The sequence below is a fragment of the Phenylobacterium parvum genome, assembly GCF_003150835.1.
Lineage (GTDB): Bacteria > Pseudomonadota > Alphaproteobacteria > Caulobacterales > Caulobacteraceae > Phenylobacterium > Phenylobacterium parvum.
Genome location: NZ_CP029479.1, coordinates 2098877 through 2111773 on the forward strand (window position 1 = coordinate 2098877; position 12897 = coordinate 2111773).

General features: G+C 66.9%; 18 protein-coding genes and 1 tRNA gene. 9 read left to right on the plus strand and 10 right to left on the minus strand.

The window, feature by feature from the left end; genetic code table 11:
- Nucleotides 1-55: 55 nt before the first annotated feature.
- Together HYN04_RS09915 and HYN04_RS09920 are read right to left on the minus strand one after the other, a co-directional pair.
- Nucleotides 56-1048, minus strand: coding sequence for an HNH endonuclease (locus tag HYN04_RS09915; protein WP_110450607.1), 993 nt, complete (start codon nucleotides 1046-1048; stop codon nucleotides 56-58).
- 8 nt (nucleotides 1049-1056) lie between these two features.
- Entirely contained in the window at nucleotides 1057-1977 is a 921-nt protein-coding gene (locus tag HYN04_RS09920) for an HNH endonuclease (RefSeq protein ID WP_110450608.1), read from the minus strand.
- A 330-nt stretch (nucleotides 1978-2307) separates the two neighbouring features.
- On the opposite strand from HYN04_RS09920, the gene HYN04_RS09925 reads away from it, so the two are divergent.
- From HYN04_RS09925 to HYN04_RS09950, 6 genes are all read left to right on the plus strand, one after another.
- A complete protein-coding gene (locus HYN04_RS09925) occupies nucleotides 2308-3561 on the plus strand; it encodes a tyrosine-type recombinase/integrase (RefSeq protein WP_110450609.1) in 1254 nt (417 codons plus the stop codon).
- A 997-nt stretch (nucleotides 3562-4558) separates the two neighbouring features.
- A complete protein-coding gene (locus HYN04_RS09930) occupies nucleotides 4559-4747 on the plus strand; it encodes a helix-turn-helix domain-containing protein (RefSeq protein WP_110450610.1) in 189 nt (62 codons plus the stop codon).
- Nucleotides 4748-4798: 51 nt separating this feature from the next.
- Nucleotides 4799-4936: a hypothetical protein gene (locus tag HYN04_RS09935; protein WP_162599621.1), complete on the plus strand. Its 138-nt coding sequence runs from the start codon at nucleotides 4799-4801 to the stop codon at nucleotides 4934-4936.
- Entirely contained in the window at nucleotides 4929-5123 is a 195-nt protein-coding gene (locus tag HYN04_RS09940; protein WP_110450612.1) for a hypothetical protein, read from the plus strand. Before HYN04_RS09935 ends, HYN04_RS09940 begins: the two co-directional genes overlap by 8 nt.
- Nucleotides 5116-5451, plus strand: a complete 336-nt coding sequence (locus HYN04_RS09945) for a helix-turn-helix domain-containing protein (RefSeq protein WP_110450613.1) — start codon at nucleotides 5116-5118, stop codon at nucleotides 5449-5451. Before HYN04_RS09940 ends, HYN04_RS09945 begins: the two co-directional genes overlap by 8 nt.
- Nucleotides 5452-5533: 82 nt before the next feature.
- The gene (locus HYN04_RS09950; protein ID WP_110450614.1) at nucleotides 5534-6103 is read left to right on the plus strand and encodes a hypothetical protein; all 570 of its coding nucleotides are present in this window, start codon (nucleotides 5534-5536) and stop codon (nucleotides 6101-6103) included.
- A 286-nt stretch (nucleotides 6104-6389) separates the two neighbouring features.
- On the opposite strand, the gene HYN04_RS13495 is transcribed toward HYN04_RS09950, so the two are convergent.
- The gene (locus tag HYN04_RS13495) at nucleotides 6390-6782 is read right to left on the minus strand and encodes a hypothetical protein (protein ID WP_162599622.1); all 393 of its coding nucleotides are present in this window, start codon (nucleotides 6780-6782) and stop codon (nucleotides 6390-6392) included.
- A gap of 19 nt (nucleotides 6783-6801) precedes the next feature.
- On the opposite strand from HYN04_RS13495, the gene HYN04_RS13835 reads away from it, so the two are divergent.
- Entirely contained in the window at nucleotides 6802-7032 is a 231-nt protein-coding gene (locus HYN04_RS13835; protein ID WP_422385649.1) for an HGGxSTG domain-containing protein, read from the plus strand.
- A gap of 797 nt (nucleotides 7033-7829) precedes the next feature.
- On the opposite strand, the gene HYN04_RS09960 is transcribed toward HYN04_RS13835, so the two are convergent.
- A tRNA-Ser gene (locus HYN04_RS09960) sits at nucleotides 7830-7919 on the minus strand.
- 148 nt (nucleotides 7920-8067) lie between these two features.
- Between HYN04_RS09960 and msrA the strand changes: the two genes are divergently transcribed.
- Both msrA and HYN04_RS09970 read left to right on the plus strand, forming a co-directional pair.
- A complete protein-coding gene (gene msrA, locus HYN04_RS09965; protein WP_110450615.1) occupies nucleotides 8068-8721 on the plus strand; it encodes a peptide-methionine (S)-S-oxide reductase MsrA in 654 nt (217 codons plus the stop codon).
- A complete protein-coding gene (locus HYN04_RS09970; protein WP_110450616.1) occupies nucleotides 8718-9062 on the plus strand; it encodes an MmcQ/YjbR family DNA-binding protein in 345 nt (114 codons plus the stop codon). The genes msrA and HYN04_RS09970 overlap by 4 nt, the downstream gene beginning before the upstream one ends.
- Before the next feature lie 214 nt (nucleotides 9063-9276).
- On the opposite strand, the gene HYN04_RS09975 is transcribed toward HYN04_RS09970, so the two are convergent.
- The 6 genes from HYN04_RS09975 to HYN04_RS13500 form a co-directional block, all read right to left on the minus strand.
- The gene (locus HYN04_RS09975; protein ID WP_110450617.1) at nucleotides 9277-10608 is read right to left on the minus strand and encodes an MFS transporter; all 1332 of its coding nucleotides are present in this window, start codon (nucleotides 10606-10608) and stop codon (nucleotides 9277-9279) included.
- Nucleotides 10609-10633: 25 nt separating this feature from the next.
- The gene (locus HYN04_RS09980; RefSeq protein WP_422385650.1) at nucleotides 10634-11023 is read right to left on the minus strand and encodes a DUF983 domain-containing protein; all 390 of its coding nucleotides are present in this window, start codon (nucleotides 11021-11023) and stop codon (nucleotides 10634-10636) included.
- 57 nt (nucleotides 11024-11080) lie between these two features.
- Nucleotides 11081-11467, minus strand: coding sequence for a limonene-1,2-epoxide hydrolase family protein (locus HYN04_RS09985; RefSeq protein ID WP_110450619.1), 387 nt, complete (start codon nucleotides 11465-11467; stop codon nucleotides 11081-11083).
- Between the two features lie 23 nt (nucleotides 11468-11490).
- Nucleotides 11491-11829, minus strand: coding sequence for a hypothetical protein (locus HYN04_RS09990; RefSeq protein WP_110450620.1), 339 nt, complete (start codon nucleotides 11827-11829; stop codon nucleotides 11491-11493).
- A 100-nt stretch (nucleotides 11830-11929) separates the two neighbouring features.
- A complete protein-coding gene (locus HYN04_RS09995) occupies nucleotides 11930-12361 on the minus strand; it encodes a hypothetical protein (protein ID WP_110450621.1) in 432 nt (143 codons plus the stop codon).
- A gap of 55 nt (nucleotides 12362-12416) precedes the next feature.
- Nucleotides 12417-12893: a hypothetical protein gene (locus tag HYN04_RS13500; RefSeq protein WP_162599623.1), complete on the minus strand. Its 477-nt coding sequence runs from the start codon at nucleotides 12891-12893 to the stop codon at nucleotides 12417-12419.
- Between the last annotated feature and the right edge of the window lie 4 nt (nucleotides 12894-12897).

Below are 12897 nucleotides of genomic sequence, written 5' to 3' on the forward strand. Positions count from 1 at the left end.
ATGGCTTGAGGTGGCGGACCTGTGCCCACGTTGCGCTAGGCGTCGGGCGACCGCCTCACCCCGCTAGGAACACATTCTCGCGGTGGTAAGCCAGGTAGGCCTCGCGGGCAGCGTTCAGGTTCTGCGCCTGCCAGGCGACCGAAGCGTCCTGCAGGCCGGAGGGCGAGAGGCTGACATGGCCCAGGCCGAGACGGTTCAGGTCCTCGCGGTCGATACGCGCCGAGACCATGACCTCGCCAGCCTCCCCGAACCCGATGAAGCCGCGATCGAACAGGAGGTCAGCATCCGGGGTCAGCATCAGGCCGTTCAGCCCGTCGAGACGTTCCTGCGGAGTCGTGCAGACCCGCCAGGGCTTGATGTGGCTGGCGATCAGGAGGGTGGGGTTGGTGACTCCAGTCAGCGGACAGACCGCACAGAGCTTGAGCACGTTTGAGCGGAACTGTCCCTGCCCGCGCCGGGCGTCGATGACTGACTTGCGCACAGTGGCGTCGAGGGTGATGTCGGACTTCAGCATCGACTCGACCTGGTCCTCGATCAGCTCGCGGATCAGGTCGCCTTGCCGGCTGTTCGCGCCCGGCCGACTGAAGTCGACATCCGGGAATTCGGCCGCCCGGGCCACAATCTGGAAAACTGCAGGAGACACCTCTGCAAGATAGGCCTTCTGGTTTCCCGCGCCGGTCTCCCTGTGGATGGGCGAATACTTCTCCGGCAGCATGGGTCCAAGTGTGGAGATCAACGTCTTCGGACTGACCGGCGCTTCGACGGGGATCCAGGATACGGGAAGAAGCCAGCCCTCGGCCTCCCAATAGGACCCGACGTTCTCGAACTCCGCAGGCTTCAAAGCGGTGAAGGCGTAGTCGGTCACCTGCCCCACAAAGCGAACCGCCTGCCGGGAGTAGGAGATCACCAGGTCACCGGGCGCCGCCTCGCGCATATTGTCGTAGAAGCGACTGCGGGCGCCGCCGGACTCCCGCTTGGGCGACCATAGGAAGCCGCCATCAACCTCCTGGCGCGCCGTCTGATTGTGATTGACCCACCAGAACCTCATCCGTCGCCTCAGGCCAGGAACAGGTTGTCGTTGTGCCAGCGCAGGGCGGCAGGGTCGGGCCTGCGGCTCAGGTCCTCCGGGGCGTGGATCGGCGCGCCATGCAATTCGTAATAGTGGCGTCCGTTCTGGAACTCCTCGCGGATGCGACGGCTCACTTCGAACCGCAAGTCAGGGGTCACCGTCACGTAGCCAGAATCAAAGAGACTGTGGATGTCCCGGCGCAGCAGGAGACCGTTCGCGGCCACATGTTCGCCGCCTTCGGCGTAGGGCCGGATATGGGCCGCCTCGAGCGCTGGCAGGGTCTTCTCACGGGTGATGGCGCAGCGGCGCTCGTAGGAATCCGTGACCAGCACCCGGAAAGCACCCTGCCCCAGCCGGGGACGGATCAGCTGTGGCGTGCCAAAGCGCGCAGCCTCTTCCGACATTCCAGAAGCGGCGGAGTCCGTCATCCGCGCAGACACCGAATCCCACAGCGCCGCCCCCTCGACCTCTGCAGTATCGTAGGTCTTGAACTGAACGATGTTGGGTTGCCAGCTGGAGGGCATCGGCAGCCAGTCGCGCTCCTCCAGGAAGAAGGGCTGAGTGAGAATGCGACAGCCGATCTGGAAGTCAGACCGGTCCGCGGGGTCCTGCCTTCGATACCGCGCAACCCGGCTCCGCACTTCGCCAAGCGAGGCGGCTCCGTTGGCTTCACCAAAGGCCTGCCAGGCCAGTGAAACAGGCATCTGGCTCGCATAGGCGAAGACCCCGCCACCGACGATGAAGTTTCGTGGAGAATGCAGTTTGAAGAGAAAGAGCTCGCCTGGGCGCAGGGCCTTGAAGCTGGCTGCCGACGGCGCCCAGAAGTTGACCTCACTGAGGTTCGGCTTGTGACGCAAAGTCTCGAACCAGTCGCCGTCTGTCACAGCGATTATCAGCCGCACGCCCATAGCCTGAAAGGTCAGTCAGAAAGCATGAGCGGTCAAGCGAGGATCGTAACAGAAACGACGGTCTCGGTCGTTCGACTGCGCGCCTTCAGATCGGACACCAACAACCCTACTATGGGGCGGCGGATCACTCCTCGGATTTTGCTGTCGAGGTGGCGGTGAGAGAGTCCGCCTCACACCCGATCCATGCCGTCCCACAATGTCGCTCAAACCCAATGAAACCGGGCATTCTAGCTTGGTCGTCCGTTACAATCCGTCCCGTTCCGTCCCATTGCGCTCCCCTAAAGACCGGCTATCTTAAGGGGAACGCATAGGGGAACGGGAACCCACGCCATGCCGCGCAAGGTCGAGAACCAACTGACCGCCCTACAGGTCAAGAACCTGGAGGCCGGGAGCTACATTGACGGCGGCGGCCTTCGGCTCCTGGTCAAACCCACCGGCGCGCGGTCCTGGGTCTTCCGCTTCACCCTGCGGGGAAAGACGCGGGACCTGGGGTTAGGCGATGCCGGGCCGGACGGCGTGAAGCTGAGCGAGGCCCGCGATCTGGCGGCGGCCCTGCGGCTCAAGGTCAAGGCCGGCGTCGATCCCCTGGGGGAACGCGAGCGGGAGGCCGCTGAGGCCCTTGCGAGGGCTCAGGCGGACAAGATAGCCGCCGTCACCTTCAAGGCCGCTGCGGAGGCTCATATTGAGGCCAATGGCGAAAGCTGGCGGAACCCGAAGCACCGGAAGCAATGGGGGAGCACCCTCAAGACCTACGTCTATCCGCACATGGGCGACATTCCGGTTTCCGAGGTCACGACAACCCATGTCCTGGCGGCACTGGAGCCGATCTGGAAAAATCGGCCGGAGACGGCAAGCCGGGTGAGAGGCCGGATTGAAGCGGTCCTGAACGCGGCCAAGGCCAAGGGACAACGCTCCGGCGAGAACCCGGCGACCTGGCGCGGCCACCTGAAAATGATCCTCCCCGCCCGGTCAAAGCTGACCCGGGGCCATCATGCGGCCATGCCCTACGCCAAGGTTCCGGCCTTCATGGCGCGTCTTCGGGCGGCGCGATCGGTCGGCGCCCGCGCGCTGGAGTTTGCGATCCTGACCGCCTCCCGGACTGGCGAGGTCCTGGGCATGACCTGGCGGGAGGTCGATCTGAAAGACAACGTCTGGACGGTCCCGGCGGCGCGCATGAAGGCCGGCAAGCTCCACCGGGTTCCGCTCTCCCCCCGCGCCCTGGCGATCCTGGCGGAAATGCGGAAGGCCGGCGCTGAGCTCGATGCGCCCGTCTTCCCCGGCCCCAAGGGCGGCCATCTGTCAAACATGGCGCTGGCCATGGTGCTCAGGCGCTTGGGTCATGAGGAAACCGTCCATGGGTTCCGATCTGCGTTCCGGGATTGGGGTTCCGAACAGACGGGATACTCAAACGAGGCGCTTGAAATGGCCCTGGCCCATACGATCGCGAACGCGGTCGAGCGCGCCTATCGGCGCGGCGATCTTCTGGAGCGCCGGGTGCGGCTTATGGCGGACTGGGCGGCCTATTGCGAGGGCGAGGCGGTGGCCGCCGGCGACAACGTGACACCGCTCAGGCAACCCGCCTGAGGGTCATGGACCCCGGGCGGAACAGGACCGGAACACGCCCGTTGACCAATCACCGCCGGCCACCGCAAGATTGCCTCAGGGGATAGGCCGGCCAGCCGACAAGCGCGTTTCCCGGCGCGCTTCCCCGATCACTCCGGGACCGCTGCGGGAGGCGGGCAATGGCATTGATCGGCGGGCACGGACGGAGGCGCACTAAGGACGCTGACGCCCAGTCTAGCGCAATACCGGCGGCTGAGGTCCCGCCGACCGACCTACGCTCAGAGCTACTCAACCTTGATTTTCGCTTTGGGCGCGCGGCTCTGATTGCAGAGCTTGAGCGGTTGACGGCCCCGCCGCGAGGGAGGCGCCCGCTCAATGACCGCGAGATATTGGATCCCCAGTTTGAGAGCGACGCCCGCGCTCTACTTGAGGGCAAGGACCCGTTTGCGCTCGCACCGCGCGCCGAAATTGTGCGAGCACTTTCAGAGGCCAACCCGGGCCATAACTTGGCGTCAACAAAGGCGCGCCTTAGAAAATACCTGAAGGAGAACAGAGCGGCGGCGGTTCTCATGAAGGTCATTCTAGCCCGGGGGCATGACTACCGGCACGGTGCATACATCGCGGCGCTTCGGTGTCGCGTGCCGGCTGAGTATGAAGTATCTGAAGCAATGCGGGAGGTTGTCGCGGTATGGGCTGACCAGGCGGAGGCAATGGTTTCCCGTTACCGCGACCGGCTGGGGGAGCCGCCAGGCACGATGACCCTGCGCGAGATTGAAACCGCCCTGGCGGCTTGGGTTCCACCACCTCCAACGATAGCCGACAATCTCTCTGGATTGAGCCCTGACCCGGAAAGTCCGCTTGGGGTCCTATGGCGCATGGCAGAGGGCTCCGAGAGACCTAGCGGCGGAGACGCAGAAAAATAGGGCCGGATTAACTTTGTATCCGGCCCAGACGGCAGCCTCTAATTGGTTCCCCGCTCGCCCATGGCAATCCAGCCCGGGCCAGCCGGGACCGCACTATGAACACCACAACCCGCGAGCCTGAGAAGCTCGCCTATTCGCTCGCTGAGGCGGCCAGGGTTTCCAGCCTGGGCCGCTCCACCCTCTACCGGCACATTCGGGCCAAGCGCCTGGAGCTGGTCCGCGTTGGCGGACGGAGCCTGATCCCCGCTGCGGCGCTGCATCGGCTTGTCCGGGGGGAGGCATAGCCCATGCCTCAAAAAGAAACCCCCCGCACGAGGGCGAGGGGCCGGACTGATTTGGCGATCGGTGTCCGCGCTCTCTCTAACCCGGCGACCCGCCAGGCGCAAATCCTGCGGTGTCGCTATGGCGTTCGCCCGATCCTGGCCGGCGTCCTGGCGGCGCTGATCTTCGGGGAGGCCGCTGACCATGGCTGAACCCCCCGTTGACCACCGCGAGACGGCGCGCGCGATCCTGCGGACAGATGCGCCCCTCCGGGAAAAGGAAGGGCAGTTTTTGGGCGGCCTGGCCTATCGCGCTGAGCCCATCTCCGAACGCCAGGCCAATTGGCTGGCGGTCCTGGTCAGCCGCTATGGCCCGAAGGCGGGAGGCGCGCATGACTGACCGCTATCCCGACCATCCCGGGAGCAAAGGCACGGACGGAACGTCTCAGGCCGCTGCGGCGGCCATGGCCCGCCCCGCGCAACGTCTCCGCCGGCGCGCTCTTGAAACCCTCGCCCGGCTCAGGGAGGCCACCGCCTTGGAGGTTGTCGAGGCGGCCCAGGTCCCCCGCGAGGCCCTTCAACCCCGGCTCTCTGAGCTGCGGAGGCTGGGCCTGGTCGAGCCCACCGGCGAGCGCCGGCGCAACCCCTCCGGCAAGTCGGCGGCGGCCCTTCGGCTGACTGATCGTGGCGCGGCGGCTCTCAGAAAGGAGGCTGGCGCGGCGTCCTAGGGCGCTTCGGCGGTCGGTGGCGCGCTGTCCCCGGACGGCGGCCACCGGCCAGCCTGGAGCCCCTGAGAGCCCCGCAATTCGCATGGGCAACAAGAAACCCCGACCCGGAAAGACCCTGAGCCATGGCCCGCCGGAAAACCAACCCTGGTTCTGGGTGACTAAGGCCATGCTGGGATCGATCACCTACAGAGCCCTGGGCATAAATGCCCGCCGGGTCCTGGATGCGGCGCTCTATGAGCACATGTCCCATGGGGGCGCGGAGAACGGCAATCTTGGCCTGACCTATGACCAACTGGCGGCCTGGGGAGTAAACCGGGCGGACGTTCGGAAAGCCCTGGCGGAAGTGTTCGCTACAGGCTTCCTCCGGCGGACCCGCGAGGGCGCCTTCACCCTGGGCGGGCGGATACAAGCCCGCTATGCCCTGACCTGGCTTCCAACCGGCGTCTGGCCAGGCGGTGGCCCGGCAACCCATGACTGGATCGAGGTCCTTGATCGGCTGGGCAAGGCCGGGATCGGGTCCGTCGCCCAGGCGAAGCTATGGCTGCGGGCCGAGGTCGAGACGTTCAGCCGCTCGAAACCCGCCGGCCAGAAACAGAAGCTAGCCCCTCATTTGAAAATCGTCCGCACCTCAAATGAGGGCCGGGTCAGATGAAAGCCGGCGCGCTCCGCCCCTCATTTGAAACCTTGGCCGGCCCCTCATTTGAGGGGTCCCTTCTATATCTTGGAAGGACAGGCACGGCGGAGCGAACGGGGGAGGGAGCGCGCCCCCCAAAAGGGCGCCGTAGCGACCGGACCCGGAAGCGGGCCGCCACACTCAGGGATGACCACCCATGACTAAGCGCCGTCGCGCGAGCCCCACGCCACCGCAAGGCCCAGACACCGCCTTGAGGGTTCCAACTGGACCCGATGAAGCGCTGGCGTTTGCGCTTGCCCGAACGCTACTTGAGCCGGGCGCCCGCCATGCCCTGGCGGCGGGGGAGTTTGCCGTTAAGGCCCTGAGCGATCAGCCCAAGCCCGGAGCTGGCGATTTTCAGAGGGCGATGGACCTTGCGCTTGATCGGGCCGGCGACCGGGAGGCCGCACGGAAGATGCTGGCCGCCCAGGCGGTGACGCTGGATGGTGTCTTTTGCGAGCTGACCCGGCGCGCGGGGGCGAACCTGGGAACCTATCCCGACGCGGTGGAGCGTTACCTTCGGCTGGCCATGAAAGCCCAGGCGAACGCGCGAGCGACCCTGGAGGCCCTTGCGCGGCTGAATGATCCCCCACCGGCCCCGCCCCGGATGGTTCAGCTCAGAGACAACGCCCAGGCTGTCATAGCCGACCAGTTCCACATTTCAGGGGGACAATCCCATGCAACCGCCGCAATTGGCCCAGTCCCCGCGATGCCGGGCGAGAACCCGGCGCGGTGGCCCGTGCCAAGCTCCGGCGGTGAAGGGCAAGGTTAGATGCCGGATGCATGGCGGGACCAACCCGGGGCCGCCGGCTGGGAACCGCAATGCTCTCCGGCATGGCTACTACGCCCTGAGCGTTCAAAGCCTCCGCCGCGCCCTGGCCCACATCCGAAGGGCTCAAGGCGCCTGAGCGCCGGGTCTGGTCTGCGTTCTCTGTCGGCGTCCTACTTCACACGGGCGGCGGCTCTGCGGCGGGCACACTCCCACGCCAAAGCTTGATCGTCGGCGTCACCAAACTTGAGAGCTATCATCATTGCGTCTTCGCAACGCCCCTCCTGGAGCGCCTGGACGTAGTTAGGCGCCGCCATCTTGGCGGCCCTGCGTTCGGCGGCGATTTGGCCTAACAGGGAAATGAGTGGGGCAAGGTTGGCGGGTGCCGAAGCATCCGGCATTGGGAGCAGGTTGCCGAAGGGCGAGGTCCTGGGTCGAAGTGTGTCTGGGTCGAGGCCCCGGCTCCAGTCGCGATCGATTGCAAGACCACCGCCTGGCTCGATCGACCTGCCTCCACCTGGCTCGATTGATTGACCGCCGCCGGGCTCGATCGATCGACCGCCGCCGGGAAGAATAGACAAGCCTCCCCCAGGCTCAATCGACCTACCGCCGCCGGGCTCGATGGAGTCACATCCCCCAGGCAGGATTGATCCAGGGATACACTCGCGCCAAGCTTGCGCCTGGGCGGCTTGCAGGCCCGCACCAAGGACAAGTGCAGCAACGGCGGCGGCCAGTCCCGATCGCATGTAAGCCCCCATCTCTCTGCTGGACCATCCCAGTTAGGTGGCCAACGGCGCTGGAGGAAACAGTGCCACGCTTCCCAAAAACCCGGAAGGCACACCCTGAGACAGCATGGCCTAGCAAGTCCCCCTATGGGGATCGTTATGGGGGACAAACGCCCCTCAAGCCGAATTGTTTAGTAAAAACAATGGCCAGTGGCGGTGAGAGAGGGATTCGAACCCTCGATAGAGTTTCCCCTATACACGCGTTCCAGGCGTGCGCCTTCAACCACTCGGCCACCTCACCCCACGGGCCGGAGGCGGGCCTCCGGCGTGGACGGGTGGAGATATACCGGCGCGGGGCGGCGGGCAAGGCGGCAGGTGCAATCGGCGGCGGGCGGGCCTATCTTGAGGCCAGACATCGCCGTCGCACCCCCGCCCCTCAGGAGCCCCGCATGGTCTTCTTCCGCAAGTCGCCCGACATGCCCACCGCCGCCACCGCCCTGCCCGGCCGGCCGGATCCCCTGCCCACGGCGGCGGTCAACTTCGTCACCGGCCAGCCGCTGAAGGGGCCCTTCGGCGAGGGCCTCTCCGTCGCCCTGTTCGCCATGGGCTGCTTCTGGGGCGTGGAGCGCAAGTTCTGGCAGACGCCCGGCGTGGTCGCCACGGCGGTGGGCTATGTCAACGGCTTCACCCCCAACCCGACCTACGAGGAGGTCTGCAGCGGGCGCACCGGCCACACCGAGGCCGTGCTCGTGCACTTCGACCCCGCCGTCATCTCGTTCGAGGGCCTGCTGAAGGTGTTCTGGGAAGGACACGACCCCACCCAGGGCATGCGCCAGGGCAATGACATCGGCAGCCAGTACCGGTCGGGGATCTACGCCTTCGACGAGGCCCAGGCCGAGGCGGCGCGCGCCTCGAAGGCCGCCTACCAGGGCGCCCTTTCGGCGAAGGGCTTCGGCGCCATCACCACCGAGATCGCCCCGGCCCCGGCCTTCTACTACGCCGAGCACTACCACCAGCAGTACCTGGCCAAGGTGCCCGACGGCTATTGCGGCGTCGGCGGCACGGGCGTGGCCTGCCCCATCGGGGTCGGCGTGAAGGCGTGACCCCGGAGGCCTTCGAGGCCGCCGCCCTGGCCCTGCCTGCGACGGAGAAGGTCGTCCAGTGGGGCGGCGCCGACGTCTACAAGGTGGGCGGTCGGGTGTTCGCCCTCAGGACCCTGGAAGGAGCCCTGTCGATCAAGGTCAGCGACATCGCCTACGCCGTGCTGGTCGAGACGGGGCGGGCCCGGCCGGCGCCCTACCTGGCGCGCGCCAAATGGGTGGCCTTTGAGGCGCTGGAGGACCTGGACGCGGACGAGGTGCGCGGCTGGCTGGCCAGCGCCCACGCCCTGGTCGCCGCCCGGCTGACGCGCAAGGCCCGGGCCGAACTGGGCCTCTCCGTTTAGGTGACGGGGATCACGGGCGGCCCCGGAGACCCCCTCCGTCGCGCATTCGCGCGCCACCTCCCCCTGATGGGGAGGAACTAGGGAGCCATTGCTCCCCCAAGGGGGAGCTCCCGGCGAAGCCGGGTGAGGGGGTCAATCCACGTCGCCGCCGTCCCCCTCCGGCCCGCTTCGCGGTCTGCGTCCCCCTGACGGGGAGGAATTGGGGGCCAGCCGCCTAGTCCTCGAGGATCAGGCTCTGCTTCTGGGTGTCGCGCAGGCGCAGGGCGACCAGGAAGGCGATGGACATGACGATCGCCACATAGGCGTAGAAGCCGCTCTCAGCGCCGGCCTTCTTGAACGCCAGGGCCACATACTCCGCCGACCCGCCGAAGATGGAGTTGGCCAGGGCGTAGGGCAGGGCCACCCCCAGGGCGCGGACATGGGCGGGGAAGAGCTCGGCCTTCAGCACGGCGTTCACCGCCGTGTAGCCCGACAGGATGAAGAGCAGCAGGACCACCAGGCCCAGGGCCAGGGCGGGCGAGGCGGCCGTGGACAGGGCCGTCATCACGGGAAAGGTCGCCAGGGCGCCGGCCCCGAAGGCGAAGGCCAGGGTGGTCTTGCGGCCCACCCGGTCCGACAAGAGGCCGAACAGGGGCTGGATGAGCATGTAGACCACCAGCGAGCCGGCGCTGATGGCCGTGGCCGTGTCCTTGGAGAAGCCCGTAGTGTTGACCAGGAACTTCTGCATGTAGGTCGTGTAGGCGTAGAAGGCGAGCGAGCCGGCCGAGGTCAGGACGAAGATCATCGCCGTCTCGCGCGGGAAGCGCCGGAACAGGAGGGCGGCGCTCGACTTCTCCGGCGCCGCAGCCTGGGCCGCCAGGAAGGAGGGGCTCTCGTGGATGCCCCGGCGGATGATGAAGACCACCACCGCCAGCAGGCCGCCGATCACGAAGGGAATGCGCCAGCCCCAGGCCTCCAGGGCCTCCCTGGGCATCAGGTTCTGCAGCAGGATCAGCACGGCCAGGGCCGTCAGCTGGCCCATGATCAGGGTGGTGAACTGGAAGCTGGACCAGAAGCCGCGGCGGGTCTTGCCCGCGACCTCCGACATGTAGGTGGCGCTGGCGCCGTACTCGCCGCCCAGGGACAGGCCTTGGACCAGGCGCGCCGCCACCAGGCAGATCGGCGCCAGCGGGCCCCAGACCGAATAGTCCGGCAGGATGGCGATGGCGAAGGAGCCGGCGCACATCAGCGAGACCGACAGGGTCAGGGCGGCGCGCCGGCCGGCCCGGTCTGCGTAGAGGCCGGTCAGCCAGGCGCCCAGGGGCCGGGCCAGGAAGCCCACCCAGAAGACCGCCGCGGCCTGCATCAGCTGGGCCGTCGTGTCGCCTTTGGGGAAGAAGTGCGGGGCGAAATAGAGGGCGAAGGACGAGTAGGCGAACCAGTCGTACCACTCCACCAGGTTGCCGGCGGCGCCGCCCATGATGGCGCGGATGCGGGCCAGGGGGCTGAGGGGCGGCGGTGCAGCGGGCGCGGGCCCGGCAGACGCTGAAGCGGCGGCCTCGGTCATGTCTCCCCCTCCCCGCCCGGCGCGTTCAGGCCCGGTCGGCCGTGTGGCGCTCCGCCTGGTCGGCGGTGGCGCGCAGGAAGGCCATGTGCCCGATGAAGGCGCCCTTCACGATCGGCAGGAAGGCCAGGGTCACGGCCGCCAGGAAGCCCAGGGTCACCGGCACGGTGACCAGGGTCGGCCCCTGCCAGACCCAGGGAATGAACAGCACCGGCACGATCACCAGGTGGCCGACGATCAGGATGGTGAAATAGGCCGGGCCGTCGTCGGCCGGATAGCGCGCCAGGTCGACGCCGCAGGCCGGGCAGGCCGGGTTCACCTTGAGGTAGGTCCGGAACAGCCGCCCCTCGCCGCAGTGCGGGCAGCGACCGCGAAGGCCGCGGGACAGGGCGGTGGCGAATGCGGGGCTCTGGGTCATGCGCCCCATATGCGCGCAGGCGGGGCAAAACGCCAGAGGGGCGGGGCGTCGCGGCCCCTATCCCGCCAGCTGGGCGGTCAGGACCTGGGCGTCGAAATAGTCGCGGTAGAAGACGATCTTGCCGTCCCTGACCTCGAAGACGCCGGTCACCGGCAGCTCCACCCACTTCGATCCGAAGAGATGCCTGTCGAGGCGCTCCATGAACACCACTGGCCCGGCGACGGCCCGGCGCAGGACATGGAACTCGTTCTTCGCGATCGGGGCGAAGAAGGGCTCCAGGAAGCCCACCACTCCGGCCGGGCCCACATGCACCATGCCCGGGGCGTTCATGTTCTCGTAGTGGCAGTCCTCGGCGACGAAGGGGGCGGCGGCGGCGTAGTCCTTGGCCTCCATGGCGGCCAGGAAGGCGTCGACCACGGCGGCGGGATCATTGGGGGCGCTCATGGGCGGTCTCCGGTTCAGGTGGGTCAGGCGCGGGCGTCGCCCAGGAGGACGCGGCGCATGTCGCCGCCCGTCCGGGCGATCAGGAAGAGCAGGTAGATGCAGAGGAAGGGCATGCCGCCGAAGAAGGCCACGACCGCCAGGCCCAACCCGCCGGCCGAGAAGCCGTTGCGCCAGGCCGTCCAGATCGCCGACAGGGCCAGCATGAACATGAAGTCCAGGTTGAACTGCCCCGCCCAGCCCATGCCGGCCATGTCGCCGAAGAAGGCCGGGAAGAGGTTCAGGCCGTGATTGGCGATCACAATCGCCGTATAGACGGTGATGACGCCGAGGGCGGCGACGAGGAAGATGCGGAAGAGGGTCATGGCCCGGACTCCGGAATGTAGCAGTTGCTACATTTGTGGCATAGTGTAGCGGGCGCTACAAGGGCGATCGGTCGGGATGACCCGACCGCACCTCCCAATCCTAGCGACTGGCTAGCAGCAGGGTTTTGAGGAGAGAGATCAAGGGACCAGCCATCGCGAGGAGCGTCAGGAGCACGATCGCCTGAGAGACGTAACCCCACTCGATCACGACCGCTGGGCGCGAGAGCAGCGGCTCGATGTCAGGGTCCACGACCTGGGTGAATACCATCGCAAAGATCGCGACCAGGACTAGCCCGAGCAAGGCGCCGCTGCAAACCAGGAGCCAGCCCCGGTAACCGTCCAGGGCGATTTTGGCTGCCCCTGTCTCCAGGATGCTCCAAAGCACCATCGTCGACATGAAGATCGCGAAGACCGGAAGGAGGCGAAGGAGGCCAGGATAGGGGAGCGGGAAGACCAACTTCCGATCCAGACCCCAGAACCTGATGACGACGGGTACAGTCAAGGCGGCCCTCCTCAAGTCTTCCGACTGCATGACTATTGCGGATCTTGCTCGAATACGCGAGCACGCGATGATGAGGTGACAACCCTCACGCTGTTTTAATCCGACCTGCCGCCCTCAAATTGCGGGAAATCCGGCGAAGAACGGACCACGGCACTTCCACCGCGCCGTTCGCCGGATCGAGGGTGACGTCGAAGCGGGGATGTGACGGCGTTACTGAAGGCGGCGTCGACAGTCGCCAAGACTCAGGTTCCAGGGCGGGAACCCGCGTGTAACCCTTTTGGGAAAGGTCGCGCCTGACGGCCTCGATCGGCGCGCCCGCCATGGCCAGACGCGCAGGGTACACGCGCAGCACGTCCCAGTAGCCGAACCCCAAACCGAGGCCCAGGAGCCAAAAACCCAAGCCGAAATCACGTTCCCAAGCGCGGAGAGCAAGCAAGACGAGGAAGAGGATTGCAGTCACGATGGCTCTTGGGCCTCGGCAGGGCCAGACAAGCGCCCGCGCCAGGCCGCCCCTGAAGGTCAGCGTCATCCCCGGGTTCGAATTCGCATGAAGCTCGACCACGACC

Coding starts and splice junctions, on each gene's coding strand:
- HYN04_RS09930 (WP_110450610.1), top strand. CDS start 4,559: ATGAACACCACAACCCGCGAGCCTGAGAAGCTCGCCTATTCGCTCGCT.
- HYN04_RS09920 (WP_110450608.1), bottom strand. CDS start 1,977: ATGGGCGTGCGGCTGATAATCGCTGTGACAGACGGCGACTGGTTCGAG.
- HYN04_RS09945 (WP_110450613.1), top strand. CDS start 5,116: ATGACTGACCGCTATCCCGACCATCCCGGGAGCAAAGGCACGGACGGA.
- HYN04_RS13835 (WP_422385649.1), top strand. CDS start 6,802: ATGCAACCGCCGCAATTGGCCCAGTCCCCGCGATGCCGGGCGAGAACC.
- HYN04_RS09990 (WP_110450620.1), bottom strand. CDS start 11,829: ATGACCCTCTTCCGCATCTTCCTCGTCGCCGCCCTCGGCGTCATCACC.
- HYN04_RS09950 (WP_110450614.1), top strand. CDS start 5,534: ATGGGCAACAAGAAACCCCGACCCGGAAAGACCCTGAGCCATGGCCCG.
- HYN04_RS09940 (WP_110450612.1), top strand. CDS start 4,929: ATGGCTGAACCCCCCGTTGACCACCGCGAGACGGCGCGCGCGATCCTG.
- HYN04_RS09915 (WP_110450607.1), bottom strand. CDS start 1,048: ATGAGGTTCTGGTGGGTCAATCACAATCAGACGGCGCGCCAGGAGGTT.
- HYN04_RS09975 (WP_110450617.1), bottom strand. CDS start 10,608: ATGACCGAGGCCGCCGCTTCAGCGTCTGCCGGGCCCGCGCCCGCTGCA.
- HYN04_RS09980 (WP_422385650.1), bottom strand. CDS start 11,023: ATGACCCAGAGCCCCGCATTCGCCACCGCCCTGTCCCGCGGCCTTCGC.
- HYN04_RS09925 (WP_110450609.1), top strand. CDS start 2,308: ATGCCGCGCAAGGTCGAGAACCAACTGACCGCCCTACAGGTCAAGAAC.
- msrA (WP_110450615.1), top strand. CDS start 8,068: ATGGTCTTCTTCCGCAAGTCGCCCGACATGCCCACCGCCGCCACCGCC.
- HYN04_RS09995 (WP_110450621.1), bottom strand. CDS start 12,361: ATGCAGTCGGAAGACTTGAGGAGGGCCGCCTTGACTGTACCCGTCGTC.
- HYN04_RS09985 (WP_110450619.1), bottom strand. CDS start 11,467: ATGAGCGCCCCCAATGATCCCGCCGCCGTGGTCGACGCCTTCCTGGCC.